The organism is Arthrobacter sp. BF1, assembly GCF_056680215.1.
On the sequence record NZ_CM155271.1, the window covers coordinates 3,887,182 to 3,912,960 of the forward strand.

26 protein-coding genes and 2 riboswitches are annotated in these 25,779 nt (G+C 66.9%); of the genes, 15 read left to right on the forward strand and 11 right to left on the reverse strand.

The window, feature by feature from the left end; all coding sequences use genetic code 11:
* The first annotated feature begins 81 nt into the window (after positions 1 to 81).
* From AC1MCD_RS18295 to pabB, 5 genes are all read left to right on the forward strand, one after another.
* Entirely contained in the window at positions 82 to 618 is a 537-nt protein-coding gene (locus AC1MCD_RS18295) for a MarR family winged helix-turn-helix transcriptional regulator (protein ID WP_498673996.1), read from the forward strand.
* 110 nt (positions 619 to 728) lie between these two features.
* Complete coding sequence (locus AC1MCD_RS18300) at positions 729 to 1,550, forward strand: methyltransferase domain-containing protein (protein ID WP_498673997.1); 822 nt, start codon at positions 729 to 731, stop codon at positions 1,548 to 1,550.
* A gap of 280 nt (positions 1,551 to 1,830) precedes the next feature.
* Positions 1,831 to 1,956 carry a PIN domain-containing protein gene (locus tag AC1MCD_RS18305; RefSeq protein ID WP_498678418.1) on the forward strand — a complete coding sequence of 42 codons (126 nt, stop codon included), beginning with the start codon at positions 1,831 to 1,833 and terminating at the stop codon, positions 1,954 to 1,956.
* A 20-nt stretch (positions 1,957 to 1,976) separates the two neighbouring features.
* Positions 1,977 to 2,600: a LysE family transporter gene (locus AC1MCD_RS18310; RefSeq protein WP_498673998.1), complete on the forward strand. Its 624-nt coding sequence runs from the start codon at positions 1,977 to 1,979 to the stop codon at positions 2,598 to 2,600.
* A gap of 150 nt (positions 2,601 to 2,750) precedes the next feature.
* Positions 2,751 to 4,862 carry an aminodeoxychorismate synthase component I gene (gene pabB / locus AC1MCD_RS18315; protein WP_498674000.1) on the forward strand — a complete coding sequence of 704 codons (2,112 nt, stop codon included), beginning with the start codon at positions 2,751 to 2,753 and terminating at the stop codon, positions 4,860 to 4,862.
* A gap of 32 nt (positions 4,863 to 4,894) precedes the next feature.
* Here pabB and cls read toward each other — a convergent pair whose 3' ends face one another.
* Positions 4,895 to 6,367 (reverse strand): cardiolipin synthase, encoded by a 1,473-nt coding sequence (cls, locus tag AC1MCD_RS18320; RefSeq protein WP_498678420.1) that lies wholly within the window; start codon positions 6,365 to 6,367, stop codon positions 4,895 to 4,897.
* Between the two features lie 97 nt (positions 6,368 to 6,464).
* Here cls and AC1MCD_RS18325 point away from each other — a divergent pair, with 97 nt between their 5' ends.
* From AC1MCD_RS18325 to AC1MCD_RS18340, 4 genes are all read left to right on the forward strand, one after another.
* Positions 6,465 to 7,406, forward strand: a complete 942-nt coding sequence (locus AC1MCD_RS18325; protein WP_498674001.1) for an aminodeoxychorismate lyase — start codon at positions 6,465 to 6,467, stop codon at positions 7,404 to 7,406.
* Positions 7,407 to 7,410: 4 nt separating this feature from the next.
* Positions 7,411 to 7,923, forward strand: a complete 513-nt coding sequence (locus AC1MCD_RS18330; RefSeq protein WP_498674002.1) for an NUDIX hydrolase — start codon at positions 7,411 to 7,413, stop codon at positions 7,921 to 7,923.
* Positions 7,924 to 7,933: 10 nt separating this feature from the next.
* Positions 7,934 to 8,398, forward strand: a complete 465-nt coding sequence (locus AC1MCD_RS18335; RefSeq protein WP_498674006.1) for a pyridoxamine 5'-phosphate oxidase family protein — start codon at positions 7,934 to 7,936, stop codon at positions 8,396 to 8,398.
* 67 nt (positions 8,399 to 8,465) lie between these two features.
* Positions 8,466 to 9,662, forward strand: coding sequence for an acetyl-CoA C-acetyltransferase (locus AC1MCD_RS18340; protein ID WP_498674008.1), 1,197 nt, complete (start codon positions 8,466 to 8,468; stop codon positions 9,660 to 9,662).
* Between the two features lie 2 nt (positions 9,663 to 9,664).
* Here AC1MCD_RS18340 and opgC read toward each other — a convergent pair whose 3' ends face one another.
* Both opgC and AC1MCD_RS18350 read right to left on the reverse strand, forming a co-directional pair.
* The gene (opgC, locus tag AC1MCD_RS18345) at positions 9,665 to 12,157 is read right to left on the reverse strand and encodes an OpgC domain-containing protein (protein WP_498674011.1); all 2,493 of its coding nucleotides are present in this window, start codon (positions 12,155 to 12,157) and stop codon (positions 9,665 to 9,667) included.
* Between the two features lie 118 nt (positions 12,158 to 12,275).
* The gene (locus AC1MCD_RS18350; protein WP_498674014.1) at positions 12,276 to 12,770 is read right to left on the reverse strand and encodes a hypothetical protein; all 495 of its coding nucleotides are present in this window, start codon (positions 12,768 to 12,770) and stop codon (positions 12,276 to 12,278) included.
* Between the two features lie 106 nt (positions 12,771 to 12,876).
* Positions 12,877 to 12,991: riboswitch (SAM riboswitch) on the forward strand.
* Between the two features lie 13 nt (positions 12,992 to 13,004).
* Between AC1MCD_RS18350 and AC1MCD_RS18355 the strand changes: the two genes are divergently transcribed.
* From AC1MCD_RS18355 to AC1MCD_RS18365, 3 genes are read left to right on the forward strand one after another with little or no spacing between them, the layout of a single operon-like run.
* A complete protein-coding gene (locus tag AC1MCD_RS18355) occupies positions 13,005 to 13,280 on the forward strand; it encodes a DUF1737 domain-containing protein (protein WP_498674017.1) in 276 nt (91 codons plus the stop codon).
* Entirely contained in the window at positions 13,277 to 13,687 is a 411-nt protein-coding gene (locus AC1MCD_RS18360) for a rhodanese-like domain-containing protein (RefSeq protein ID WP_498674019.1), read from the forward strand. The genes AC1MCD_RS18355 and AC1MCD_RS18360 overlap by 4 nt, the downstream gene beginning before the upstream one ends.
* Positions 13,688 to 14,896, forward strand: coding sequence for an O-succinylhomoserine sulfhydrylase (locus tag AC1MCD_RS18365; RefSeq protein ID WP_498674021.1), 1,209 nt, complete (start codon positions 13,688 to 13,690; stop codon positions 14,894 to 14,896). It begins immediately after the preceding gene.
* A gap of 40 nt (positions 14,897 to 14,936) precedes the next feature.
* On the opposite strand, the gene AC1MCD_RS18370 is transcribed toward AC1MCD_RS18365, so the two are convergent.
* Positions 14,937 to 15,839, reverse strand: a complete 903-nt coding sequence (locus tag AC1MCD_RS18370; RefSeq protein ID WP_498674023.1) for a LysR family transcriptional regulator ArgP — start codon at positions 15,837 to 15,839, stop codon at positions 14,937 to 14,939.
* Positions 15,840 to 15,908: 69 nt separating this feature from the next.
* On the opposite strand from AC1MCD_RS18370, the gene AC1MCD_RS18375 reads away from it, so the two are divergent.
* Positions 15,909 to 16,532: a LysE/ArgO family amino acid transporter gene (locus AC1MCD_RS18375; protein ID WP_498674025.1), complete on the forward strand. Its 624-nt coding sequence runs from the start codon at positions 15,909 to 15,911 to the stop codon at positions 16,530 to 16,532.
* A gap of 13 nt (positions 16,533 to 16,545) precedes the next feature.
* On the opposite strand, the gene AC1MCD_RS18380 is transcribed toward AC1MCD_RS18375, so the two are convergent.
* From AC1MCD_RS18380 to AC1MCD_RS18390, 3 genes are read right to left on the reverse strand one after another with little or no spacing between them, the layout of a single operon-like run.
* A complete protein-coding gene (locus AC1MCD_RS18380) occupies positions 16,546 to 17,502 on the reverse strand; it encodes a glycoside hydrolase family 26 protein (protein WP_498674027.1) in 957 nt (318 codons plus the stop codon).
* A gap of 3 nt (positions 17,503 to 17,505) precedes the next feature.
* Positions 17,506 to 18,729 (reverse strand): glutamate--cysteine ligase 2, encoded by a 1,224-nt coding sequence (locus AC1MCD_RS18385; RefSeq protein WP_498674028.1) that lies wholly within the window; start codon positions 18,727 to 18,729, stop codon positions 17,506 to 17,508.
* A 14-nt stretch (positions 18,730 to 18,743) separates the two neighbouring features.
* A complete protein-coding gene (locus AC1MCD_RS18390; RefSeq protein ID WP_498674030.1) occupies positions 18,744 to 18,938 on the reverse strand; it encodes a hypothetical protein in 195 nt (64 codons plus the stop codon).
* A gap of 50 nt (positions 18,939 to 18,988) precedes the next feature.
* On the opposite strand from AC1MCD_RS18390, the gene AC1MCD_RS18395 reads away from it, so the two are divergent.
* Positions 18,989 to 19,813, forward strand: coding sequence for an endonuclease domain-containing protein (locus AC1MCD_RS18395; protein ID WP_498674031.1), 825 nt, complete (start codon positions 18,989 to 18,991; stop codon positions 19,811 to 19,813).
* Between the two features lie 120 nt (positions 19,814 to 19,933).
* Here AC1MCD_RS18395 and AC1MCD_RS18400 read toward each other — a convergent pair whose 3' ends face one another.
* Positions 19,934 to 21,457: a UDP-N-acetylglucosamine 1-carboxyvinyltransferase gene (locus AC1MCD_RS18400; protein ID WP_498674033.1), complete on the reverse strand. Its 1,524-nt coding sequence runs from the start codon at positions 21,455 to 21,457 to the stop codon at positions 19,934 to 19,936.
* A gap of 324 nt (positions 21,458 to 21,781) precedes the next feature.
* On the opposite strand from AC1MCD_RS18400, the gene AC1MCD_RS18405 reads away from it, so the two are divergent.
* Positions 21,782 to 22,492 carry a glycoside hydrolase family 25 domain-containing protein gene (locus AC1MCD_RS18405; RefSeq protein WP_498674035.1) on the forward strand — a complete coding sequence of 237 codons (711 nt, stop codon included), beginning with the start codon at positions 21,782 to 21,784 and terminating at the stop codon, positions 22,490 to 22,492.
* 9 nt (positions 22,493 to 22,501) lie between these two features.
* Here AC1MCD_RS18405 and AC1MCD_RS18410 read toward each other — a convergent pair whose 3' ends face one another.
* The 3 genes from AC1MCD_RS18410 to AC1MCD_RS18420 are packed head-to-tail and all read right to left on the reverse strand — an operon-like array spanning position 22,502 to position 25,526.
* Complete coding sequence (locus AC1MCD_RS18410; RefSeq protein ID WP_498674038.1) at positions 22,502 to 23,296, reverse strand: energy-coupling factor transporter transmembrane component T family protein; 795 nt, start codon at positions 23,294 to 23,296, stop codon at positions 22,502 to 22,504.
* Complete coding sequence (locus AC1MCD_RS18415; protein WP_498674040.1) at positions 23,293 to 24,906, reverse strand: ABC transporter ATP-binding protein; 1,614 nt, start codon at positions 24,904 to 24,906, stop codon at positions 23,293 to 23,295. Before AC1MCD_RS18415 ends, AC1MCD_RS18410 begins: the two co-directional genes overlap by 4 nt.
* Positions 24,906 to 25,526, reverse strand: a complete 621-nt coding sequence (locus AC1MCD_RS18420; protein WP_498674042.1) for an ECF transporter S component — start codon at positions 25,524 to 25,526, stop codon at positions 24,906 to 24,908. Before AC1MCD_RS18420 ends, AC1MCD_RS18415 begins: the two co-directional genes overlap by 1 nt.
* A gap of 72 nt (positions 25,527 to 25,598) precedes the next feature.
* Positions 25,599 to 25,736: riboswitch (TPP riboswitch) on the reverse strand.
* Between the last annotated feature and the right edge of the window lie 43 nt (positions 25,737 to 25,779).

Here is a 25,779-nt window from a genome sequence, read left to right on the forward strand (position 1 = left end):
CAGTAATATCCGTCAAGGCACTAGCGAGAGCCGGCATCAGGCCAGCTGCAGCACCACACCACCGAACGGAGGACGCGGAACATGACAGACGAACCGTTCCAGCGCCCGCCTGACTCCGCCCCCCAGTCGCTCATCCGCCTGCTACAGGACTTCACCCTCGAAGCCAACCGGTACGTTGACTCCGCCGGGGCGCAGAATGACATGCACCGCACCGACCTGAATGCGCTGGCGGTCATCATGCGCCACACCGCCAAGGGCCTCGTGGTCACGCCCGGCGTCCTGCGGAAGGAACTGCACCTCAGCTCTCCGGCCACCACTGCCCTCATCGACCGGCTGGACAACTCCGGCCACGTGGTCCGCGAACGGCATGCGTCGGACCGCCGGCAGGTCCAGCTCCGTATGACACCCAAGGCCTTCCAGGACGGCGGCGCCATGTTTATGCCGTTGTCCCGCCACATGGGTACGGCCATGGCGGCTTTCTCCCCCGAGGAACTGGATCTCGTCAGCCGGTTCATGACGGCCATGGTGGACGCCACCGTCGCCGCCCGCTACGAAGCGTCCGGCGGCGGCCCGGCCTCCCCCTCCGCTTCGGCCACCGGGGCACTCCCAAGTAAGTAGCAGTACATGTCGTTTTGAGCGGTCAAAACGACACTTACTGCTACTTAGTTGGGTGGAACGCACGACGGCGGCTCCTCCCATTCGCGCCAACGCGGCGGTAGCGTTTGGTTATGAGTGCGCAGCAGCCTGAAGACGACGATGTGTACACCCACGGCCACCACGAGTCGGTGGTCCGTGCCCACGCCTCCAGGACCGCGGAGAACTCCGCGGCCTTTGTCATCCCGCACCTCACCCCCGGGACATCCGTGCTCGACGTCGGCTGCGGGCCAGGGAGCATCACCTGCGATTTCGCTGCACTAGTGGCACCGGGCAAGGTCACCGGACTGGACCGGTCGCCGGACATCATCGCCCGGGCCACGGCGCTCGCCGCTGAACGCGGCGTACCCAACGCGGAGTTCGTGGCCGGCAACATCTACGACCTCGACTTCGAGGACGAGACGTTCGACGTCGTCCACGCCCACCAGGTGCTGCAGCATTTGACCGATCCGGTGGAGGCACTCCGGGAGATGCGCCGCGTGGCGAAGCCCGGCGGGATTGTGGCCGTACGGGACGCGGACTTCCACGGCATGAGCTGGTACCCGTCCCTGCCGGAACTGGACGAGTGGATGGACCTGTACCAGCAGATCGCCCGCCGCAACGGCGCCGAACCAGACGCCGGGCGCCGCCTGGTTTCCTGGACCCAGTCCGCCGGTTTCACGGACGTGGCTCCCACCAGCAGCAATTGGCTGTACGCCACCGGGCAGCAGCGGAGATGGCAGGCGCGGGTGTGGGGAGAGCGGGTGCTGCATTCAGCCTTCGCGGACCAGGCCCTGGAGTACGGCTTCGCGAACGCCGCGGACCTGGCACGGATCTCTGCGGGCTGGCACCGCTGGGGATCCACCGACGACGGCTGGTTCCTGATTCCGAACGGCGAGGTCATCGCCCGGGCGTAGGAGCATGGGCCGCTGTTGTCCACAGATCGAGCGCCCGCACAAACGCGAACTTGGATTCCTGGGCCCGCTCCACGTCCCCGACGCGTTCTACGAACCGTGGACGGATGAGGAAATGGGGGCTGCCCCCGGTGACAGCCTACGAGCTGTCCTATAAACACCGCCAGGGGAAGCTCCCTTCCGGCGCTGCGATCGTGACCAGCTTCGCCCGGCAGGTGGCCCACCTCTACGCATCCGAGCTTTCCATCTCCGCACCGCACCGCACACGCTGGCAGCCGGTCAGCTGGACTGGGAGCATAAGGACCCCTTCGACCGGATCCTCGCGGCCCAGGCCATGGTGGAGGGGTTGACGCTGGTGACGGCCGATGAAGATCTCCAGGCCTTTGAACCGGTGACAACCCTGTGGTGAACCAACACTAAACTTGGGAGGTGCAATTCTCCCTTTGGTTCGCCCTTGCGGGCGCCGGCGTCCTCATCAGCTTTACTCCGGGAGCCGGTGCCATCAACACCATGAGCAACTCCCTGACATCGGGGTTCCGCCGCTCCATCTGGGGGATCCTTGGCCAGCAGGCGGCCCTGGTGATCCACGTGATCATCGTGGCGCTCGGCGTCGGCGTCCTTGTAGCCAGCTCACCAGTGGCCTTCAACGTGATCCGCTACGCCGGCGCCGCCTACCTCGTGTACCTGGGGATCCGCCAGTTCCTGAGCAAACCCCATCTGGATCAGGAACAGACGGCCGCGCTCCGGAACGAGCCGGCCTGGTCCATGTTCCGGCGCGGCCTGTGGGTCAACCTGCTCAACCCCAAGGCGATCGTGTTCTTCCTCGCCTTCATGCCGCAGTTCATCCGGCCCGAACAGCCCCTCCTGCCGCAGTACACAGTGCTCACGGCTACGGTGGTGGCGATAGACATCCTGGTCATGTGGTTCTTTTTCGCGTTGGCCGCCAAGTCTTTTCAGCGTTTCACCCACAACGCCCACGGCCAAAAGATCCTGAGCCGGATTTTCGGGGTCCTCTTTGTCGCGGTGGGCATTCTCCTCGCAGTGATCCATTAGGGCCCATTGATCCGCGGGTAGCCCGCCGGCTGGCCATCACCAAGCTCACCAGATCCATGGCGCGGTGCCAGGCATCGTGGATCACGTCCGTGCGGTGCTCCACCGGGGAACCACGCAGCAGCACCTGCGACAGCAGGTACGCTCTATTTCATGACCCCCGCACCTGTGATCATCGCCATTGACGGGCGATCCGGCGCAGGCAAAACCACCCTGGCTATTGAACTGGCTGCACAGCTGCGGAACCACCACAAGGTCTCCCTGTTTCATCTCGAGGACATTTATCCGGGCTGGAACGGCCTCGCGGCGGGAATCGAACGCTACGTTTCCACCGTCCTGACACCGCTGAGCGGCGGCGAACCGGCCACCTGGACCAGCTGGGATTGGGCAAACCACTACGACGGCGATATCCGCGTCACCCTCCCCGCGGAAATCGTGATCATCGAGGGAGTGGGCGCCGCTGCCGCGGAAGCCAGGCCGCTGCTGAGCGCCGTGGTGTGGGCGGATTCACCGGACAACGTCCGCCGGAAGCGGGCACTCGAACGTGACGGCGGCACGTATGAGCCGTTTTGGGATCAGTGGGCAGCGCAGGAAAATGACTGGCTCGCCGAGGACGACGTCCCCGGGAACGCCGATATACGCGTGCTCAACCATGCCGACGGGTCGGCTCCGGCCGACGTCCTGCAATCCCTCTCCTACCTCCCTGCGCTTGGACCGGTAATGGTTCCGGAACTTGCCGTCCGCCGCGGCCTTAGGCTCCGGGCGGAGCGCCTGGACGGCCGGCCGGACACCGCGGCCCTGTTCGCATCCCTGTATGGCAGCTCCGGTCACGCCGCCTGGCTGGACTCCTCCAACGCGACGGCAGTACCGGCGGCTGGTCCCCGGCCGCCACAGTCGCCCGCAACCGAACGCAGCCGCTTCAGCATCCTCGCGGACGACGCCGGAACGTACGGCCAGTCGGTCACGCACCGCTCCGGCGAAAGTGTGGTCACTGCCGGAGGGGCAACAGTACGCGTGCCGGGCCCGTTCTTCCGCTGGCTGGACACGGTCTGGGGGCGCAGGGCTGTCCGCACCCCCAACGACTATCCCGGGGACTTCACCCTCGGCTGGCTTGGCTGCCTGGGTTATGAGCTCAAACGCGAAACCGGCGGCTCGGACGTAACGTCGCCGACCCCCGACGCGGCGCTGATTTTCGCGGGCCGGGCCGTCGTGGTGGACCACGTCGAGGGAACGGTCTGGCTCCTGGCCTTGGAGGCACCTGATGCTGACAGCTGGCTGGCCGCCGCGCGGAGCGCCGTCAACGCCAACATCAACGACAACGCCGCAAACGCAAACGGCACCGCGACTACCCCAGCGCCCATTACCCCCGCCGGCGGCAGCAACGGCGTCGTACTTGCCGGCGCACCAGCATTCAGCAGCCGCGACAGCGAAGTGTCCTACAAGCAGAAAATCGCGGCCGCCCAGCACGAAATCCATGAGGGGAACTCGTACGAGGTCTGCCTCACCACCACGCTTACGGCCCGGCTGCCGGCAACCGCGGCGCCCCCCTGGCCCACCTACTTAGCCCTGCGGCGGAGGAACCCGGCGCCGTTCGCCAGCTACCTGAGGTTTGGCGGGCTGACCGTGGCAAGCACCTCGCCGGAACGCTTCCTCCGTATCACGTCCGACGGCGGCATGCGCGCCGAACCCATCAAGGGCACCCGCCGCCGGGGTTCCGATCCGGAGCAGGACAGGGAACTGCGGGACGAGCTGGCGGCGTCGCTCAAGGACCGTGCTGAGAACATCATGATCGTGGACCTGCTGCGGAATGACCTCAGCCATTTCGCAGAGCCCGGATCCGTAACGGTCAGCCGGCTGTGCGAGATCGAAAGCTACGCCACGGTGCACCAGATGGTGAGCACCATCGACGCGCAGTTGATGCCCGGTTCGCCGAGGGCGGAGGCGGTGGCCGCCTGTTTCCCGGCCGGATCGATGACCGGCGCCCCGAAAATCAGCACCATGGCCATCCTGGACCGGTTGGAGGACGGCCCGCGGGGCCTGTATGCGGGCGCGATTGGCTACTTTTCGCTGAACGGAGCCACGGATTTGGCCGTGGCAATCCGGACTCTGGTCACCTACACCGGAGAGGACGCGACGGCGGAACTGACACTCGGCGTCGGCGGTGCCATCACTGCCGACTCGGTGCCCGACGAGGAGTACGACGAGATCCGGGTGAAGGCGCACGGTGTGCTCTCCGCCCTGGGCGCGGAGTTCCCCGGCGGTTAGGCCGGCCTGCGCCCGCGGCTACTGGACGGTGGCTACTGGACGGTGGCCGTCAGCCGGGCAACGTTATCGATATAACGGGCGGCGAGGGGACGCTTGAGCCAGTCCTCGAGCTTGAGCTCGCTCGAAATGTCCCGGTACGTGTTTTCCACCGCGCGCATGCTCTCCACAATGTCCGCACCGAGCAGCATTACCGAGACTTCCATGTTCAACGAGAAGGACCGCATGTCCATGTTGCTGGAGCCCAGGACGGCCACTTCGTCGTCGATGGTGAAGTGCTTTGCGTGGAGCACGAAGGGTGCCTTGTAGAGGTAGATCCTGACTCCGGCCTCCAGCAGCGCCTCGTAGTAGGAGCGCTGGGCATGGTGGACCAGGAACTGATCGCCCTTTTCCGATACGAACAGCTCCACGTCCACGCCCCGCTGGGCCGCCGTGGTGATGGCATAGAGCAGCGAGTCGTCGGGGACGAAGTACGGGCTGCAGATGGAAATCCGTTGCTGGGCGGAGTAGATCAGCGTGTTGAAGAGGCGCAGGTTGTTTTCCGTGATGAACCCGGGCCCGCTGGGTACCACCTGGGCCGTGACGTTGCCCGGCTCCGGGTTGGCCGGGAGTTGCAGTTGGTATTCGAGGTTCTCGTCGGTCTCACTGAGCCAGTCGGTAGCAAACACGACGTTCAGGGTGGTGACGATCGGTCCGCGCAGGCGTGCCATAAGTTCCACCCATTCGCGGCCCGCTTTGCGGTGCTTCGGGTTGTTGTAGGACGGCTCGATCAGGTTCTGCGAGCCCGTGAAGGCAATTTCACCGTCCACCACCATGATCTTGCGGTGGTTCCTCAGGTCCGGACGGCGCCACTGGCCTTGGGTGGGCAGCAACGGGAGCATGCGCCTCCACTGGATCTTGCTGGCCTTGAGGCGGTTGAGGAGGTTGCGGTAGCCCTTGACCCGCAGGGTGCCGATGTGGTCGAACAGCACCCGGACTTCCACACCGCGCTCCGCGGCCTCTTCCATTGCCGTCAGCAGGTCGTCGGTGATGTGGTCCGTGCTCATGATGTAGAACTCGGCGTTGACGAATTTCCTGGCCCCGCGTACGGCCTCGGTCATGGCAAGGATCGAGTCCGGGTAACCGGGGATGAGGTCCACGGAGTTGCCGTCCACCATCGGCAGGGACCCCAGCCGGCGGTTCAACTCACCGGCCGATTTGACCCAATCCGGGCCGGGATAGTCACTTTCGACGTCGGCCAGTGCCGAGATGCCTGCGCGCACCCGGGTGTTGACAATCTCCTGCTGCTGGCGGCGCCGGCTGGAGAGCTTAAAGTTCCCGAAAAGCAGGAAAAGGATCAGGCCCACGAACGGGACGAAGAAGATCCCTAACAGCCAGGCCATGGCAGTGGTGGGGCGCCTGTTGCCGGGAATGATGCCCAGGGCGAGGACCCTGATCACCAGATCCGCAACGCTCAGCAGCACCACAATCCACGTCGGCGCAGTACCGGCAAGCGAAATCGGCCACAACACTGGTATTACCCCCGGGGGTGTGCGCACCGGCGGACGGATTCCGGCCGGGCAATGACCACAGCTTAGCCGCGCCGGGCCCGACTAAGCTGGAGCCATGACCTCTCCTGCGCCCGTGGTGCTCGTTTTCCTTGACCCCGCCTACCCGGAAGGCCGCCTGGCCGACGCCTCGCAGCCCCAGCTGATGGCCACGGACCAGGGTGCCACGCGCGGTGACGGGGTGTTCGAATCCATGCTCGCCGTCAGCGGGAACGTCCGGAAGCTTCAGGCCCACCTGGACCGGCTGGGGGGGTCAGCCGAGACCCTTGACTTGGTGATCCCCGCGCAGGAGGCGTGGCTTTCGGCCATCTCCACCGGCGTAGCCGAACACCGCTCCCAGCACCCGGCACTTTCCGCGGCCGAGGACGAGCTGGTGGTGAAACTGGTGGCCACCCGCGGGCCGGAAGGCGCAGACTCCCCCACGTGCTGGGTCCAGGTATCCCCCGTGGGTGCGCTGGGTCGCCGCCAGCGCGAGGCCGGCATCGACGTCATCCTCCTGGACCGCGGCTACGACAGCGACGTCGCCGAACGGGCGCCCTGGCTGCTGCTTGGCGCCAAAACACTGTCCTATGCGGTGAACATGGCCGCCCTGCGGCACGCGCACAAACAGGGCGCCGACGACGTCATCTTTCTTTCCGCCGACGGGCGGGTTTTGGAGGGCCCCACGTCCACGGTCCTGCTTGCCCATGTGGAAACAGCCGACGACGGTGCAGGCGTCACGCGCACCGTCCGCCGGCTCATCACGCCGCAGCTGGACAGCGGAATACTCCCCGGCACGTCCCAGGGCGCGCTCTTCGCCGCCGCGAAGGCGGCAGGCTGGGAGCTGGGCTACGGCCCGCTGGAGCCGCAGGACCTCCTGGACGCCGACGCCGTGTGGCTGATTTCCAGCATCCGGCTGCTGGCTCCGGTGAACCACATCGACGGCAAGGAGATCGGCACGCCGGCCCTGCAGAAGCAGCTGACGGCCGAACTGAACGCACTGTACGCAGGAATCCAGTAAGCCGGTGGCGGTGCGCAGCGCGGGCATCCTGCTTTACCGGCACGGCGATGACCCGGATGGCGTTAACCAGGACGGCGCGGCGGGAGGTCTGGAAGTCTGGATCGGGCACATGGGCGGACCTTTCTGGGCCGGCAAGAAGTCGCACTCCGGGTCGCTTCCCAAGGGCGAGTACGAGCCTGACGAGGACCCTCTCATGGCAGCCCGGCGCGAGTTCACCGAGGAGATCGGCACCCCGCCACCTGCCGCTGATTACGTTCTGCTCGGCGAATTCCGGCAGCCGTCCGGGAAGCGCATCACGGTGTTCGCCGCGGCGGCCGATTTCCAGCCGGATCAGATTGTCAGCAACACGTTTCCCCTGGAGTGGCCCAAGGGGTCCGGGACCATCCAGGACTTCCCTGAAATTGACGACGCCCGGTGGGTCACCGAGGCCGCGGCGCGCACCAAGCTCGTCAAGGGCCAGCTGCCCATCCTCGATGCCCTCGTCCAAGACCTGTTGAAACGGCAGGATCATCCGTAAGGTTTGGTCCATGAACTCGCACACGGATCCGATCATCAAACTGACCTTTGACGAATGCTGGGAAATGCTCGCCGCCGACATCGTGGGGCGGCTGGCCCTTGTGGTGGACGGCCATCCGGAAATCTTTCCGGTCAACTACATCCTGCAGCGCAGGAGCATCGTCTTCCGCACCGCCGGCGGCACCAAGCTGTGGGGCGCGGAGTCGGAACGGCCCGCGGCGCTTGAAATCGATGGGTACGATCCCGGCACCGAGGAAGCGTGGAGCGTTGTGGTGCGCGGAGACACGGAGTTGATCGAAGACCAGGCTGAGAAGGATGCCGTGGACGCTCTTCACCTGGAACCCTGGCAGCCCGGAGAAAAGAACTTCTACATCCGACTGACCCCGCGCGCGCTCACCGGGCGCCGGTTCCGGGTCAACAAACCGGACGTTTGGAACACCAGGCCCACAGACCGACGCCGCGCGTCCTTCGAATAGCCCGCGTCCTTCGAGTAGCCCATCCTTCCACTGACCGGTCCTTCCACTAGCCGTGAGGCACCAAACCATGAGCAACGATGCCCGCATCCCCGTCATCCTGGGTGGCGCACGCACCCCGTTCGGAAGGTTCCGCGGCGGGCTTTCCGGCCTGTCCTCAAGCGAACTCGGCGCCCACGCCATCCGCAACGCCCTGGCGCGGACTGGAGTGGCGCCGGAACAGATCCAGGCCGTGATCGTGGGCCAGGTCATCCAGGCGGGCGCCGGCCAGGGGCCCGCACGGCAGGCCAGCCTCGCGGCCGGGATCGGGTGGGACGTACCCACCGTGACCATCAACAAACTGTGCCTGTCCGGACTGACCGCAGTGATCGACGCCGCCCGGATGATCCGCGCGGGCGAGGCCGACTTCATCGTGGCCGCCGGCCAGGAATCGATGACGAATGCCCCGCATCTGCTGCCCAGGCTGCGCGGCGGCGTTGCCATCGGCGACGCGGCGCTGCTGGATTCGCTGAATTTCGACGGCCTGCAGGACCCCCGCTCCGGTGAGCTGATGGGTTCAGCCACCGACGCCGGAAACGCCCGCCTTGGCATCAGCCGGGAGGACCAGGACGCCGTCGCCGCCCGCTCCCACCAACGGGCGGAAAGCGCACGGTCCGCAGGCATCCTGGCCGAGGAAATCGCTCCGGTGGAAGTGCCGCAACGCCGCGGCCCCGCCGTCGTGATTGATGCTGACGAGGGGATCCGGGCAGGTACGACGACGGAGGACCTGGCGGCGCTGAAACCCGCCTTTTCCACGGCGGACTCAGCCACCATCACCGCCGGGTCCTCCTCGCCGCTCTCCGATGGTGCGGCGGCCCTGGTGGTGGCCAGCAAGGCAGCCGCGGAAGCGGCCGGACTCAGCTGGATCGCGGAGATCGGCAGCCATGGGCAAACCGCCGGGCCGGACGGCTCCCTGCACTCCCAGCCGTCGCGCGCCATTGAGCGTGCCCTGAAACTGGAGGGGCTGACCGTTGGCGAGCTGGACCTCATTGAGGTCAACGAAGCCTTCGCCTCGGTGGTGCTGCAGTCCGCGAAGGATTTGGGAATCGACGCCGAACAGATCAACGCCGACGGCGGCGCCATCGCCTTGGGGCATCCTGTGGGCGCTTCCGGGGCGCGCCTTGTGCTGCATCAGGCGCTGGCGCTGAAACGCCGTGGCGGCGGCACCGGTGTGGTGGCCCTGTGCGGCGGCGGCGGCCAGGGCGAGGCGCTGATCCTCAAGGCCTGAGGTCAGGTGGGAATGATCCCGAACAGGACGCGCTTTTTCACCATCAGCCACAACAAGCCAAGGACCGCCGCGTAGGCAGCGGTGTTGATCAGGATGTCCCCCTGCCGTAGGACCGGGATGTTGGCGATCACGGCGATGAGCACCACGTGCAGGATAAAGACGTACAGTGTGGCCTGCCCCAGCGGAATCAGGAACCACCCCAGCGCGCGTTCCACCGGCTTCCAGTACGCGGTGAGGAACGCGTAGGAGGCCACCACCAGGACCAGGACGTTGAGCAGCCGGCCGGGATCCAGGTAGGTGCGGGCAAAGAAGGTATCGTACATGACCCGGTAGGCAGCGTCCGGGATGATGGCCAGGCGCAGGTCGAACCCGTTGGCCAGGTAGGGGTTGCACCAGGACAGGAACGCGAAAACGGCCGTCAGAACCGTGCACGCCGCCACCACCCAGTGATGCGCCGACAGCCAGGCAAGGATGCGGTGCCGGTGGAAGCCTGCCACCAGGCCGAGGACAAAAAGCACCTGCCACACGAGCAGCGGGAAGGAATCCTCAAACTGGGACGGCAGCAGCCTGAACCGGGTAACGGCGCCCACTGCGTAGAGGCCCAGCGTCGCGGCCAGAACCCACAACGCCTTGCCGCGGTTAAGCGCCGCGAGGATCAGCGGGCTGGCGAGCAGCAGCACCACGTAGAGGCCCATCACGTTGAACTGCCAGGGCCCGAACTGCAGGAGGATGATGGCGGGCAGGACCTGCGCGGGGACGGGGAACTGCAGGAGGGTTTCCATCCCGGCGTACAAATCGTAGGTACGGCCGACGGCGTTGTGCCCGGCACCGCCGGTTCCCTGGTCCACATACGTGGTCAGCGCGTCGGTCTGGAAGAACGGCAGCAGCGAGAGCAGGAAGACGCCCACCAGGACGGCCAGGGCTGTCACGTACAGCTTGCCCGCCCGCCGCGACGTCAGATCCAGCACCTTGCCGAAGTCGTCCTTGACCCGGGGGCCGTAGACCATCCCCACCACCAGGCCGGAGAACAGGACAAACAGTTCCGCGCCGGACACGAACCCCACGGCTTCCTGGGTGAGCAGCTGGAACAGCGATGTCATGCCCAGATGGTTGACCACCACAAACACAATGGCCAGACCGCGCAGGAGGTCCACGCGGGAATCCCGCTTGGACGGCAGGCCATAGCCCCAGCCGGCCACCGCGCCGACCCGCCGCGGCAGTTGCCACAGGGCAACCAGGAGGATGATCATGGCCGCGGCGACGCTCCAGGCCGCTGCCCCGGACAGGGAATTGGCGCGCGTGGCCTGCTGGCCCCCGCTGACAGCCGTCACCGGCCCGGTGGTGAGGCCGGCTTCGGCGAGCCTCTTGCCCGCTGCCCCGGCAATGCTGTCCTTGCCGGTCAGCCGCCAGTCAATGCTGACCACCCCGGTGTCCCGTGTGCTGGTCCGCTCGTCCCAGACGACGGCGGTGATCCGGGCGAACTCCGCCGAGGTGGCAACGTCCAGGGTTTGGTCCCACCAGGACGCCTTGATCTCAGCTTCCGCGGCGCCGCCAGCGGCTGGGCTGTAGAAGGCAGCCGTCTGGAGGAGCATCGGCTTATTCCGCCCGGCGGCGTAGGCAGCGTAGAAATCCTCATTGCCGGACCGGGCCAGCATTGCGGACAACTCGCCGTCAGCCGGGACGGTATTGACGGCCGCGTTGCCGCCGGTGTCGTCGTGGTAAGCCGTCAGCCCCACCCACTCCACGGCATCATCGCCCGGATAGTACGGTGCGTAGGCGGCATCGGACCTGTCCCAGCGCCCATCGCCGTTGGTGTCCAGCAGGGCGAAGCCCGCCGACCCCGCGGCCGGAGCATTCCGGTGCCGCCCAAACGGGTAGTCCCGCCCAAGGTAGGGCTGCCACACCATCACCGTGCCGGCGTCGTCCCTGGTTTTGAACTCTGCGGCGACGTTCCGGAACGCTGCCCTGTAGGCGTCCGGCTGCTGGCCCCACTCCACCCAGCTTGAGTTCATGTCCGGCGCGAAGCGGATCAGGATGGTGCCCTTGAACGAAGCCGACAGTTCCCCCACCTTGGCCGCGAAGGCTTCAGCGGCGGCCGCATCCACCTGGTCCAGCGCCCCGGCGGGCCGCACGGTGAGCATGGCGTGGGAACCCTGGCCGGCGGCCTGGCCCAGGTACTCGCGGATATCCTGTTCCTCGCCGGGCCGCACGGGCAGCGAGATCTCATGCCCCAGCAGTGCCGGTGCAGCACCAAGCCGCCCGGCAAAACCCTGGGCGGAGTCCTCGCCCCACTCCAGGACAGCCCCCAGCAGCGGCTTGCCCTTCGCCGGCTCAGGCTCGGCCGCGAGGACGGGCCCCGCAGGCAGAACTGCGAACAAGAGGAGCAGGGCCGCTAGGAGGGCGGCCGGAAGCAGGCCTCGGCATGCGCGGCTGACTGCCGGCGGCACGCTTCTGAATGCTGTCCGGACGCGACGTACTGCGGTGGCTGTTGGCATGCTGGTGTGGACCCTCCCCCAGGACGGCTTCGTGATGGCGGCCGGTGCCCCCGCGAAAACTCTATCTGTCTTCGCAGGTCAGCCCGGGCCCGGAGCAGTAAACGTGGCGCAGTCCGGGTCAGCCGGCCTGGATGACCAGCGGCAGCATGCGTTCGGCGCAGGCAACCAGGACCAGGGTCTGCGGCCCTAACGCCGCCCGGTTGTTGACTCCCGTGTCATCACACCAGTCCAGGTTGTACGGGTGGGCGGTGACCCCGGCTTTCCCGGGGGACATGCCTGCCGGGACGGTGAACACAAAAGTGAAGCCGCCGTCGTCGGTCATGGGTGCGAGCTCTTCCAGCACCCTGGTGCCGTAGGCATCCAGCAGTTCCACCTGGACCTGCGCGCCGTCGCCGTAGCGCGCGTCGCACTGTGTGTCCGGAGCGCTGACCGTCACCCGGCCGCCGGGTTTCGCTTCCGACGGCGTGACGGTGAATGTGGGCGGCATGCACGGCGGCGGTGCGAAGACGTTCCGGCAACTGCTGAGCCCCGCCATCATGAACGCCGCACACAGCACCACGGTGATGAGGCGTCGCCACGCCACAGTCAGAAGGTTCCCCCGCTCTTTCCCCATGGTCCGATTGTCGTGCCCGGTTGCCGGGCATGGAAGCACGTGTTGGTTACGGAACATGACGACGGTGGCCGTGCGGCAGGGCGGGCCGGGTGTTACGTTTTTGGGGAGTAATGAGAACCGGCGCCAAGCCCTGACTGGCCGGTCGGCAACCCTCCTATCGCGGCGGGGTGCCTCAGGTGAATACTCGGCATATCGACCCATTCGAGCTGCAAGCGTGAAAGAAGGAGATCCGTCGTGTCCGACGCACCTGTCCCTGAAGAAAAACTGTCCTACCGGCTCGTCACTGGCCCGGACGACCGCACTTTCTGTGAGCGGATTTCCACCGCCCTGGCCGAGGGCTATGTGCTGCACGGCAGCCCGGCCGCCACGTTCAACGGCACCGCCGTGATCGTTGCCCAGGCACTGATCCTGCCGGCGGCCATCGCCAGCGCGGATGCCGCCGTCGCCACCGCCGTGGACGACCTCGAATCCGCGGGCGACCTCGAGTTCGACGGCGAGGGCCACGCATGAGCTACGCCGGAGACCTCACGCCGCAGGAAGCGTGGACCAAGCTGGAGCAGGGCGCCATCCTGGTGGATGTCCGCACCGAAGGCGAATGGGCGCACATCGGCATCCCGGACACTAAGGCGACGGACAACGATCCCCTGTTCATTCCCTGGACGTTCCCGGGCGGCATCCCGAACCCGGACTTCATCACCGACCTCACCGAGCAGGCGCCGGAGGACAGCGGCACCGAACTGGTTTTCCTCTGCCGCTCGGGCCAGCGCTCCATCGCCGCGGCCACCGCAGCGACGCAGGCCGGGTTCACCTCCTACAACGTCCTGGAGGGCTTCGAAGGCGAGCCGGACCGGTACGGCGAGCGTACGGTCAACGGCTGGAAGAACCGCGGCCTGCCCACCAACCTGGGAAGCAAGTAAGTGACCTTTAACGAAGAAGCCGCCGGCTGGAGCCCCGACACCCAGGCGGTCCGCGGCGGGCTCGACCGCACGCAGTTCCAGGAAACCACGGAGCCCATCTTCCTGAACTCAGGCTTCGTCTACGAGTCGGCTGCCGCCGCCGAGCGCGCGTTCACGGGCGAGGACGAACGGTTTGTCTACTCCCGCTACGGCAACCCCACCGTGGCCACTTTCCAGGAACGTCTCCGCCTGCTCGAAGGCACCGAGGCGTGCTTCGCGACGGCGTCGGGCATGTCAGCGGTGTTCACCGCCCTGGGTGCCCTGCTGGCTGCCGGTGACCGGGTGGTTGCCGCGCGCTCGCTGTTCGGCTCCTGCTTTGTGATCCTGAACGAAATCCTTCCCCGCTGGGGTGTGGAGACGGTGTTTGTGGACGGCCCGGACCTGGACCAGTGGCGCGAAGCCTTGTCAAAGCCCACTACCGCCGTGTTTTTCGAATCGCCGTCCAACCCGATGCAGGAAATCGTGGACATCGCCGCGGTCAGCGAACTGGCGCACGCAGCCGGGGCCACAGTTGTGGTGGACAACGTCTTCGCCACTCCCCTGCTCCAACGCTGCGGCCAGTTCGGCGCGGACGTGATTGTGTACTCAGGGACCAAGCACATCGACGGCCAGGGCCGGGTGATGGGCGGGGCCATCCTGGGTACGGCCGAGTTCGTCAACGGCCCGGTCAAGCAGCTCATGCGGCACACCGGCCCGGCACTGTCCTCCTTCAACGCCTGGGTCCTCACCAAGGGACTTGAGACCATGGCCCTGCGCGTGAACCACTCGTCCGCATCCGCGCTGCGGCTCGCCGAATGGCTCGAACAGCAGCCGGCCGTCAGCTGGGTCAAGTACCCGCTGCTTCGATCGCATCCGCAGTACGAGCTCGCTGCCAAACAGATGAAGGCCGGCGGCACGGTCCTCACGCTGGAACTTGCAGCGAGCGGTGGACGGTCCGGCAAGGAAGCTGCCTTTGCGTTGCTGGACGCCCTGCGGATCATCGACATCTCCAACAACCTGGGCGATGCGAAGTCCCTCATCACCCATCCGGCCACCACCACCCACCGGGCCATGGGACCGGAAGGGCGTGCCGCGATCGGACTCAGCGAAGGCGTGGTGCGGCTGTCAGTTGGGCTCGAGGACGTGGACGACCTCATCGGCGACCTCGAACAGGCGCTGAAGCAGGTCTGACGCCGGCCAGGCTCCGGGTCCGGTCAAGGGTTCCCCGGGGTCAGAGCGCGGGCTGGCGGAGCTGGCTGGCCGCCGTCTGCCGCACCGCGGCGGTCAGCTGGTTGAGCACCGGGGAGTCGATCTTCCAGCGCTGCCAGTACAGGGCCACGTCCACCGGTTTTTTTGGTGCCATTTCCATGAGGTCCCCACTTCCGAGGTCGGCCAGGCAGTGCTGCTCAGGCAGGAGCCCCCACCCCAGTCCCAGCCGGATGGCCTGTGCGAACTCGGCCGACGACGGCACATAGTGGCGCGGCGCGGCCATGTCCGCGCCGGTCATCGTGCGGAAGAAACCGGCCTGCAGATCATCCTTGCGGTCAAAGTCCACCACCGGCGCCCGGCTGCCGGCAGTCAACTCAGGACCGTCCGGCCACCAGTGCCGCACATAGGCCCGGCTGGCCACCGCACGGTAACGCAGGGAGCCCAGCGGCTCTACGCTGCACCCCGGGACCGGCTCCGGGGTGGCGGTCACGGCTGCCATCACCGCGCCGGTGCGCAATTGCCGGGTGGAATGCTGTTCGTCCTCCCTGCGGATTTCAAAACAGGCGCCGAGGTCCGCCGGAAGGCTTGCCAGCGCCGGCAGGAACCAGGTGGACAGTGAGTCGGCATTCACCACCAGCGGGATGGGCGCCCCCAGCGTGCTGTGGCCACCGCCCAGCTCCTGGCGCGCGTCCCACTCCAGCTGCCTGACCTGCAGGGCGAACCGCAGGACCGCCTCGCCCGCGGTGGTCGGCCGGACGGGGCTGGTGCGCTGCAGCAGGATCTGGCCGGCTGCATCCTCCATTGCCTTCAGTCTCTGGGAAATGGCCGACGGCGTGACGTACAGGCTGCGGGCGGCCGCTTCCAGGGTGCCCTCCTCAACCACTGCGGCGAAGGTCCTGAGCTGCTCCAGCTGGAATGCCTTCATTAGCTTTCCTTAATAAGGCTTAGATTGTTTAGCTGGCGTAAGTATAGGCCGGGCCGTACGTTGAAACATATGGACTTCACAGAATTGCTCAACCCCGCAGCACTGGGCTTCGGCACGGGGCTCGCACTCATTGTGGCCATCGGCAGCCAGAATGCCTTTGTCCTCCGGCAGGGCATCCGGGGTGAGCACGTGGCCGCCGTCGTCCTCGTCTGCAGCGTCTCGGATGCGATCCTCATCGCCGCCGGCATCGCAGGAGTCGGGGCCCTGCTGCAGGCAAATCCGGTGATCGTGGACGTGGTCCGTTTTGCCGGAGCCGCGTTCCTGGTGGCGTACGGCGTGATGGCCGCGCGGCGGGCTATTCGTCCCGGAACCCTGACGGCGTCCGGGCGGCAGCCCGCCGTCGGCCTTGGCGCCGCGCTCAACACGGTACTCGCTTTGACCTGGCTCAACCCGCACGTCTACCTTGACACCGTCCTGCTGCTGGGGTCAGTGGCCAACCAGCAGGCGTTGGACTTGCGGTGGTGGTTCGGCGCCGGTGCGCTCGCAGCCAGCGTGGCGTGGTTCAGTGCGCTCGGCTTCGGCGCCCGCGTCCTGCGGCCCTTCTTTGCGCGGCCCTCCTCCTGGCGCATTCTCGACGGCCTCGTCGCGGCCGTGATGCTGACGTTGGGGATCCGGCTGGCCGTGGGTGGCTGAAGCTCGGCCCGAACTACCGGCGAGCGGCCAGCGCCGCCGCGATGGAAGAAGCTGAGGCGGTGCTGCTGCCGATCCGCCAGTCGGTCTCCTTGTTGAGGTTGAACCAGATGAAGCCGGATACGTCCGGCTGGCTCCGCAGGTAGGAAACCAAGGCCGCGTTCCAGTCCGGCTTGCTCCCGCCGGTCTCGGTGCTGGCAGTTTCGGTAATGATAATTGGCTTGCCAGGGGCGATCGTCCTCAGCTGAGCGAGGTGGGGCCCGAACAGGGAGGCAGGCATCTGCCAGGAACTCCAGGCCTGGGTGGTCCCCCAGTTGTAAGCGTCCAGGCCCACCGTATCCACGTAAGCGTTCCCGGGGTACAGCAGGGCAGGGTCTACGGATCCACCGCCGTTGGGGACCCACACCCAGTTGACGTTGGCGGCCCCTGCGGCGCGCACCAGGCTGTGCACGTGGCGCCAGGCGGCGACGTAATCGCCGGGCCGGTTCCCGTTGGTCGCCTCACACCACGGGTACCAGTCGCCGTTCATTTCGTGGGCGAACCGGAGCATCAGCGGCTTGCCCCAGGCGGCAAGGGCCGCTCCCCACTGTGCGATGTAGGGATCGAAGTCCCCTGCGGCGATCCGGGCCAGCGTATATGCCGGCTGCACCACCCCGTTCCCTGCGATCCATGGCTCCCACGTGACGAGCGGAGTGGCGCCACGGTTCACCACCGAGTCCAGTTCCCCCAAGGGCGCGGCCTGGCGGAAATCCTTGTAGGACAGCACGATGCCGGGAGCTTCCCCCACCAGCGTTGCGACGGCGTCGAGTTCCGTCCCCGCCGCTGCTCCCCCGGGGGTGGCGACGCCGAAGCGGAGGTACACCGCGCTGACCTGGGGAACGCCCGCCAAGATTGTGAAGGGGCGGGTCAAAGAGCTCTTACCGGCGCTCACGGTCAGGACAACCTGGCCCTGGGCCAGGAAGGGCCGGCTCAACAGTCAGACCTGGCGCACGCGGAGCAGATCGGGCGCCTCATCAACCTCGGGCTGCCCGGATGCACCGCGCATGGTGACGCCCACGGCGTGGGCAACAACGGCGCCCAGCCCGCCGTCGTCGGGCTCTGCTTCAGCCGCCGCGTCCCGGACGCGGCGCTGCTCCGCGGACCCTGTGCCACGCGAAATGATGTCCTCGACGCCCTGCCTGGCAAGGGACAGTTCGCCCTGTTCAGCGAGCACGGGCGCCAGGTAATCCACGAGGGAACGGACCACGTCCACCGCGGGGGCCGGCCGGAAGGTGCCGAAGTCCAGCAGCTCGCCGCCCATGCCGCTGCTGCTTGCCTGCCAGGCTGCCATCCGGAGCAGCACGGTGGGCACGGGCGCCGGCTCCACACCCTCCCGCCACTCCCGGCTGGCGGTCTCCACCAGGGCCCGCACCAGCACGGCGATCAGGGCGGCGTCCTCTGCGCGGAGGCAGACATCGGCCACGCGGACTTCAACGGTGGGGTGGTTCCGGGAAAGGCGGGCGTCGAAGTAGATCATGCCTTCGTCCAGCATCACCCCGCTGTCCAGCAGGCGCGTCACCACCCGCCGGTACTGGGAATACGTGCCGAAGATGGCGGACGGACCCGACGTCGGCCAGCGGTTCCAGGCCTGGGTGCGGTAGCTTGCGAACCCTGTGTGCATCCCCATCCAGAACGGGGAGTTGGCACTCAGGGCGGTGAGGACGGCCAGCTTGTCCCTGATCCGGTCCAGCACGGCCACGCCCTCGTCCTCGGACTCGATGGACGTATGGACGTGGAAGCCGCACGTCAGCTGCTCCTGGGCGGTCAGGCCAAACCGCTCGAGCATCCGCGCATAACGCGGGTCCGGGGTGGTGTGGCTCGCCAACCCGAACGGGGAAGTGGCCAGCGCAGCAACCCGCGCGCCGAATTTGCGTGCCGCCTGGTCCGCGAGCAGGCGGCCGGCGCGGATCTGCGGGAGCAGCTCCGCATACTCAAGGCACGGTCGCGTCTGCGTCTCGATCTGCTCGAGTTTCAGCTCGGCGCTCAAGCCCATTTCGTCGTCGTGCGCGGTTTTACCCCATGTCTTCAGCGCGTGCTGGTCCGGCGGGGCGTCGTCAGCAGCCAGCCGGTGCCCGGAAAGCAGGGCGTCCGCCAGCGCAAGCGGCTGCCCCGAGTCCGGATCAACGATCAGGAGCTCTTCCTCGACGCCGAAAGTTCGCATGGTTATATTGTGCGTCAACCGGCCGGGGACGCGGCAGCCCGGTCCGGGTGGTTCTGCGGGCCGGAGTCCGGGGCTGCCGGATTCTGCGCCATCATTCGCTCGAACAGAATGGTATAGCCCGGAATGGCGTGGCGGGCCCTCCGGGCCAGCCGAATGATGGTGCAGAACCCGCCGAGACACCGTTCCCCCACAGCCGGGGTTGTCCACATACAGCCATTCGCCCGTCCGAACCAAGCCAAAACCGTGGCTAGCTCGGTCCATGGATCCCCTCGAATTTTTGACATCCCTCGGCGGCGTGGCCCGGGTGGGCACCCTGCGACGGGAAGGCTACTCGGACCGCGCCGTGAGGAACCTGGCAACAGCCGGAGCCAGCCAGCCCCGGAAGGGCGTCTGGGCACTGCCTGGCGCAGACCCCGAGTTCCTGCAGGCGATAGTCAGCGATTCGCTCGTAACCTGTGCTTCCGGCGCGTCCCACTATGGCCTCTGGCTCAAGGACAAGCCCTGCCGACTCCATCTGGCCAGCAAGCATCGCCGCGGCAGGCATGCCCCCAAACACGGCCGCCTCCGGTTCGCAGGGGACCATCGGCTGCCCATCGCAAGCCTTGAAGACGCCGTCATTCACGGCCTAACGTGCCTGGCCGAAGTGGATGCCATAGCCATGGCGCAGTCGGCGATGACGCAGCATGGCCTACCCCGGGAAGTCCTGGAAGCCGAGCTTACGGCGAAGTACTACGGCCCGGCGCGGAAGAGGCTAGCAAAGGCAGACGGCTTGTCCGAGTCCGTCCCGGAGATCAGCGCCCGGCTGCTGTTCGAGTCAGCCGGGCTCCGTTTCGACAGGCAGGTGCAGATCGCCGGCGTGGGACGCGTGGACTTCCTGATCGACAGTTGGCTCATTGTGGAAATCAACGGCTTCCAGTTCCACAGCTCACGCGCCGCCTGGCGGAAGGACATGAGCCGGTCCAACATCGCACAGACGCAGGCTTATGCGGTCCTCAGCTACGCCCCGGAGCAGATCTGGAACAGCCCGGACATGGTCTTGAAGGAGATCCACGCCGTTCTGAAGCGTGGCCGGCGGCGAGGGTGACGGATTTTGCTCAATCATCCGGCCTGGGCCTGACCCGCGGGCCCGGAAATGCGTGGCCTGAACCCCGGTGAGGCCGAATGATGGTGCAGAACCCGCCCCGCCAGCCAAAACCCCGCGGCACTAGTCCTGGAAGTACTCCACCTTGGCGCCAATGGTGTTGAGGCGCTCGGCCAGGTCCTCATAGCCGCGCTCAATCACGTAGATGTTGCGCAGCTCGGAGACTCCCCGCGCCGCGAGCATGGCCAGCAGCAGGCAGGCGGCCGGGCGGAGAGCCGGCGGGCAGCCCACCTCGGCCGCGCGCCACTTGGTGGGGCCGTTGACGTAGATCCGGTGCGGGTCCAGCAGCTGCACCTGGGCGCCGAGCCGGTTCAGTTCCGTAAGGTAGATGGCCCGGTTCTCGTAGACCCAGTCGTGGATCATGGTCTGGCCATGGGCGTTGGCCGCAATGACCGCGAAGAACGGCAGGTTGTCGATGTTCAGCCCGGGGAACGGCATGGGGTGGATCTTGTCCTCCGGCGCCCGGAGCTCGGACGGCTTGGTGGTCACATCCACCAGCCGGGTCCGCCCGTTGCGGGCCATGTACTCCCCTGAGATCTCCAGCTGCTGGCCCATCTGCTCCAGCGTGGCCAGCTCGATCTCCATGAACTCGATGGGTACCCGGCGGATAGTCACCTCCGAGTTGGTGACGATGCCGGCGGTGATCAGGCTCATCGCCTCAATCGGATCCTCGGACGGGAAGTATTCGATGTCGACGTCCACAAACGGCTGCCCGGTGATCTTCAGGGTGGTGGTGCCCACCCCGTCGATCTGCACGCCGAGCATCTCCAGGTAGAAGCAGAGGTCCTGGACCATGTAGTTGGGGCTCGCGTTGCGGATGACTGTGGTTCCCTGGCGGTGGGCCGCTGCCATGATCGCGTTTTCGGTCACCGTGTCCCCGCGCTCGGAAAGCACGAACGAGCGGTTCCGGCTGTCCGGCTGCGGAGCCTGCACCGCGTAAAAGCCCGCCCTCGCTTCCACAGTGAGCCCGAACTGGCGCAGCGCCTGCATGTGCGGTTCCACCGTGCGCGTGCCCAGATCGCAGCCGCCGGCGTACGGGAGTCGGTACTCGGAGCTTTCGTCCAGGAGCGGGCCCAGGAGCATGATGACGCTGCGGGTGCGGCGGGCGGCGTCCACATCCATGGCCGCCAGGTCCAGGACTTCCGGGCGGCGGAGCTGGAGGTCGGTGTCGTTAAGCCAGGTGCACTCCATGCCGATGCTGGTCAGCACCTCCACGATCCGGTTGACCTCTTCGATCCGGGCGAGCCTGCGCAGCACGGTGGTGCCACGGTTGATCAGGCTGGCGCAGAGCAGGGCCACGCCGGCGTTCTTGCTGCTGTTGACATCCACCGCCCCGGACAGGGTGCGGCCGCCTTCGATCCGGAGGTGGGTCATCTGCGGTTTGCCCACCTTGACGATGCTTCGCTCAAAGATCGTTTCGAGCCGCTGGATCATCTTCAGGCTGAGGTTCTGCTTGCCCTGCTCCATCCGGGCGATGGCACTTTGGCTGGTCCCGAGCGCTTCGGCCAATTGGCCCTGCGTCCAGCCCTTTTCAATCCGGGCATCCTTGAGCGTGGCGGCAATGTGCTCGGCAGTTTCCTGAGTCATGGACAAAAAATATCACAGATGAGTTATGTTCACGCTATTTTATGCCAGTAGACACACAAATGGCCGATTCATACCCGTTCCATGCGATATCCCCTCTTGGTCGGGGTTCTTGACCCTGCTGCCCCCGGGGTGGAAACTGAAACCCCGGCCGCGGCAGCATCCCAAGAGCAGAGGTCTGTCATGCACAAGCACCCGAAATCAGCAGGAGCCACCGCGCGCATCGTAGGGTGCCTTCTGGCCACCGCACTCTGTATCTTTTCCGCTCCTGCGGCAGGCGCCGCGCCGCCTGCCGGTGAAAGCTCCCAGCAAGCCTTGGGTAATGACGTGTCCTGGCCACAATGTAACAAGGCGCTTCCCAAAGACCCGGCATTCGCCATCGTGGGCGTGAACAACGGCCTGGCCACCACCACCAACCCCTGCCTGCAGGACCAGCTCAAGTGGGCGCGCGCCATTCCAGCGGTGCGGAATTCCACGAACCAGCCGATGGTAGCCCTCTACGTCAATACCGCGAATCCCGGCCTCGCCGGATCATGGTGGCCCACGGGCGATCAGTACCCGGAGAACAGCAACGTCACCGTTGAAACCAACCCCTACGGCTCCTGTAAAAACAACCCCGAGCCCGTAGGCGCTGCCTGCGCCTACATGTACGGCTATGCCAAGGCCTACGACGACGCTAACTACCGCGGGATCAGTTCCCCCGGGAATTACCTGTGGTGGCTGGACGCCGAAACGGGGAACACCTGGTCCACCAGCGACATGGAAGCCAACCGTGCGGTTCTGGAGGGCATGACGGACTACTTCCTAGGCATTGGCGCCAAGGTGGGCATCTACTCCACGAGTTACCAGTGGGGCCAGATTGTGGGGCCGGTCAGCAGCTCCAGCACGCTATACACGCTACCCAGTTGGCTGGCCGGTGCCCGCACCGTTACGGGCGCCAAAAGCGACTGCTCGAAGCCGCCGCTGACTGCAGGGGGCAGGGTCAGCCTGACGCAGTTTGTATCCAAGGGCTATGACTACGACTATTCGTGCAGCTAGCGGCAGGGATCACCGCCAAACAAAGTTCCAGGTCCCCATCCCCGCCGCTGCAACCACTGCGGCGGCCGCGATCAGCACGCCGCCAAACACTACCCAGACGTCCAGCAGCGAGTAGGTGGATTCCCGTGCCCACGTGCGCTGACCGGTGCCAAAACCCCGGGCTTCCATGGTCACGGCCAGGCGGGAGGCGCGCCGGATCGCCTGGACCAGCAGTCCGAAGCTTTGCCCGAGCGTGGCCCGCAGCCGCTCCAGCGGGCTGCCGTGCGATCCCACGCCGCGGGCACGCCGGGCCATGCCGATGGTCTGCCATTCCTCGGCCAGGAGTCCCACCAGCCGCATCGCCGCCAGCGTGCCGAGCACAAACCGGTGCGGCAGCCGGGCCTTCTGTGCCAGCGCGTCGGCGAGGTCGGTCGGGTCGGTGCAGGTCATCAGCAGGATTGCCGGCAGGGCTATCGCGAGTCCGCGCAGCATGAACCCGAGCCCCAGCTGAAGGGAACCTTCGCTGATGGACCAGATCCCGACGTCGAGCAGTACAGCACCGCTGTCAGCAGCGACAATCGCCGTGCTCCAGCCGCCCACAGCTGCCGCGATGATGAGGGGCCAGCCGCGTTGCCAGAGCAGGCGCAACGTCAGTCCGGCGAGCGGGAAAAGTGCCAGTTCGGCGGCGAGCGCCACCGAGGCGGAAACCCAATCAATGGAGAGCGCCAGTACCAGCGTGATGAGGAAGACGGCGCCGAATTTGGCCAGCGGGTTGGCGCGCGTCAGCAGGGCCTGGTTTCCGCTGAGCGTCAGGGCATCCCTCATGCGGCATCCGCCTCCTGGCGGGCGCCGCCGCGCGAGGCCGGGCCCAGACGCAGTTCGGTGCCGCCCAGGACGGCGGTGAATTCTTCGTCATGGGTCACGGACACCACGGAAGTCCCGGCGTCGAGCAGTTCGGAGAGGAACGACGCGAGCTCGGCCCACGTATTGGCGTCCTGGCCGAACGTGGGCTCATCGAGCACTAGGACGCGCGGATGGGCCGCAAGGACCGTAGCCACCGACAGCCGGCGTTTTTCGCCGCCGGACAGGGTGTACGGATTCGCGTCCACCAGGTGGGTGAGGCGCAGCCGCTCCAGCAGCTCGTCCACACGTTCCTCCCCGTGCCCCAGATGGCGCGGACCGAACATCAGCTCGTCCAGGACCCGCCCCGTGACGAACTGGTGCTCGGGCTCCTGGAACACGGTGCCGATCCGCGAAATCAGCTGTTTGGCCTTCCACGAGAACGGATCAATTCCGGCTCCCTCGGAAAGCTCGACGGCGGCGGACACCTTGCCCTCCACCGGCGCCAACAGTCCGGCGAGGGTCAGCGCCAACGTGGACTTCCCGGCGCCGTTGGGGCCGGTGACGGTCAGGGCCTGGCCGGCGCGGACCTGGGCCGTGATGCCCGTTTGCACGGGCACCGGCGGGATGGTGCGGAACCCGCGCCGGCGTGGCCGTTCACGGGATACGGCAACCTGCTCGGCCGCCAGCAGCAGCTGACCGGTATTGGCGGAACTGCCTGCCCGGGGCCGTGTTTCGGGAACGTAGCCCGGCACCCACACGCCGGCGCGGATCAGCATGCTGCGCGCCTCGGCGAGCACCTGGTCCGGCGGCCCGTCCAGGAGCACGCCGGAGGAGCCGCCCGAGGTGCCGGAGCTGCTGCCGGAGGCGCCGGCAGCCGAGCCCGGCTGCAGCACCACGATCCGGTCCACCAAGTCTTTCCAGACGGACACGCGGTGTTCCACCACCACCAGGGTGGCGCCGGTCTTGTCGAGGCAGCGGCCCACGGCGTCCCGGACCTCCAGGACCCCGGCGGGATCGAGGTTTGCGGTGGGCTCGTCCAGCAGGATCAGCCCAGGCCGCATCGCGAGGATGCCGGCCAGCGCCAGCCGCTGCTTCTGCCCGCCGGACAGGGCCGACGTCGGGTGGTCCAGCGGGAGCCCGGCCGCACTGTCCGAGCGGCCGGCACTCCGCAGCCCGACGTCGTCGAGCGCTTCCTCCACCCGCCGCCAGATCTCATCCCGCGGCACGGCCAGGTTCTCGGCACCAAAAGCGACGTCGTCGCCGAGCCTGGAGAGGACCACCTGCGTTTCGGGATCCTGCTGCATGAGTCCGGCACGGCCGCGCTGGCCGCGCGGCGCAACGCCGTCGATCAGCAGCGAACCCGTCTCGTCGGCGTCGTCCCCTTCGTCACCCAGCACCCCGGCGAGCGCGTGCAGCAGCGTTGATTTGCCGGCGCCCGAGGGCCCCAGCAGCAGCACCCGCTCACCCGGCGCGATGTCCAGGTCGAGCCCGTGGACGGCGGGTACGGCGCGGCCGGCGTGCCGCCAGCCCCAGCCACGGGCGGACACCGCGGCGGGGCGCACAGCGGAAGCGCCGGCGTCGGCGTCGGCCATCAGTTGAAGACGGCCTCGGAGAAGGCCTTCCGGGATGCGAAGGAGCTCAACACGCCTGTCTTCGCCAGGCCGCGGGTGGCGACCCAGGAGACAGCACCTGCAATGACGGCACCCGAGACGGCGCAGAAGAGGATGTAGGCGGCTTTATCGCCGGCTTCGTAGGCGATGTTCCAGCCCCACGGGAGGAAGGAGTCGTTCAGGCCGCAGAAGAGCCCCGCCCCGGCACCGGCCAGCAGGGCAGTGGGGAGGTTGAACTTCTTATAGGCGAAGGCGGCGAACACGAGTTCCGCACCGAGGCCCTGCAGGATGCCGGAGATCAGCACGGTGGTGCCGTACTGCGAACCCATCATGAGCTCACCGGTGGCGGCAACAGCTTCGCAGAACAGTGCTGCGCCCGGTTTGCGGATGATAAGCATGCCCAGCACGGCCGGAATCATCCAACCGCCGGCGATCAGGCCGGTCAGGGGCGGGTATGTGGCGTTCATCGGTGCGGAGACCAGCGCCGCACCTTGGGACCATGCCCAGAAAATAACGCCGCCGGCGATGGCGATCAGAGCCGCCACCACGATGTCCACAACGCGCCACGTATAGCTGGCTTTTTTGGTGCCTACTGTTGTCATGTCAACCTCCTGAGGTACAGGAGGGGAGGGTGTTCGCGGTTGCCGCACGGCCTGCGCCGTCCGGATCCGGACACTCTGAGAAGCTCGACTCCCTTGCGCCGGTACTAACCGGATCAGGTTCGAGGGTCTGCGGCTGTCCGCACTCTCAGCGCCCATCCACCGGCTGCATTCCTGCAGTTGCCCGACGGCGGCGCTCCCCTGTCGTGAATAATTCTGCCCTGATGGGCGTGGTCCAGTTTACACCGCAGGCGGG

Bases quoted from the DNA above. Each gene is read 5' to 3' on its own strand.
- pabB (WP_498674000.1), top strand. From the start codon at position 2,751: ATGACCCCCGCACCTGTGATCATCGCCATTGACGGGCGATCCGGCGCA.
- AC1MCD_RS18370 (WP_498674023.1), bottom strand. From the start codon at position 15,839: ATGAAGGCATTCCAGCTGGAGCAGCTCAGGACCTTCGCCGCAGTGGTT.
- AC1MCD_RS18335 (WP_498674006.1), top strand. From the start codon at position 7,934: ATGAACTCGCACACGGATCCGATCATCAAACTGACCTTTGACGAATGC.
- AC1MCD_RS18420 (WP_498674042.1), bottom strand. From the start codon at position 25,526: ATGACAACAGTAGGCACCAAAAAAGCCAGCTATACGTGGCGCGTTGTG.
- AC1MCD_RS18390 (WP_498674030.1), bottom strand. From the start codon at position 18,938: ATGTGGACAACCCCGGCTGTGGGGGAACGGTGTCTCGGCGGGTTCTGC.
- AC1MCD_RS18375 (WP_498674025.1), top strand. From the start codon at position 15,909: ATGGACTTCACAGAATTGCTCAACCCCGCAGCACTGGGCTTCGGCACG.
- AC1MCD_RS18400 (WP_498674033.1), bottom strand. From the start codon at position 21,457: ATGACTCAGGAAACTGCCGAGCACATTGCCGCCACGCTCAAGGATGCC.
- AC1MCD_RS18385 (WP_498674028.1), bottom strand. From the start codon at position 18,729: ATGCGAACTTTCGGCGTCGAGGAAGAGCTCCTGATCGTTGATCCGGAC.
- AC1MCD_RS18295 (WP_498673996.1), top strand. From the start codon at position 82: ATGACAGACGAACCGTTCCAGCGCCCGCCTGACTCCGCCCCCCAGTCG.
- AC1MCD_RS18360 (WP_498674019.1), top strand. From the start codon at position 13,277: ATGAGCTACGCCGGAGACCTCACGCCGCAGGAAGCGTGGACCAAGCTG.
- AC1MCD_RS18300 (WP_498673997.1), top strand. From the start codon at position 729: ATGAGTGCGCAGCAGCCTGAAGACGACGATGTGTACACCCACGGCCAC.
- AC1MCD_RS18410 (WP_498674038.1), bottom strand. From the start codon at position 23,296: ATGAGGGATGCCCTGACGCTCAGCGGAAACCAGGCCCTGCTGACGCGC.
- AC1MCD_RS18415 (WP_498674040.1), bottom strand. From the start codon at position 24,906: ATGGCCGACGCCGACGCCGGCGCTTCCGCTGTGCGCCCCGCCGCGGTG.
- AC1MCD_RS18350 (WP_498674014.1), bottom strand. From the start codon at position 12,770: ATGGGGAAAGAGCGGGGGAACCTTCTGACTGTGGCGTGGCGACGCCTC.
- AC1MCD_RS18325 (WP_498674001.1), top strand. From the start codon at position 6,465: ATGACCTCTCCTGCGCCCGTGGTGCTCGTTTTCCTTGACCCCGCCTAC.
- AC1MCD_RS18395 (WP_498674031.1), top strand. From the start codon at position 18,989: ATGGATCCCCTCGAATTTTTGACATCCCTCGGCGGCGTGGCCCGGGTG.
- AC1MCD_RS18340 (WP_498674008.1), top strand. From the start codon at position 8,466: ATGAGCAACGATGCCCGCATCCCCGTCATCCTGGGTGGCGCACGCACC.
- opgC (WP_498674011.1), bottom strand. From the start codon at position 12,157: ATGCCAACAGCCACCGCAGTACGTCGCGTCCGGACAGCATTCAGAAGC.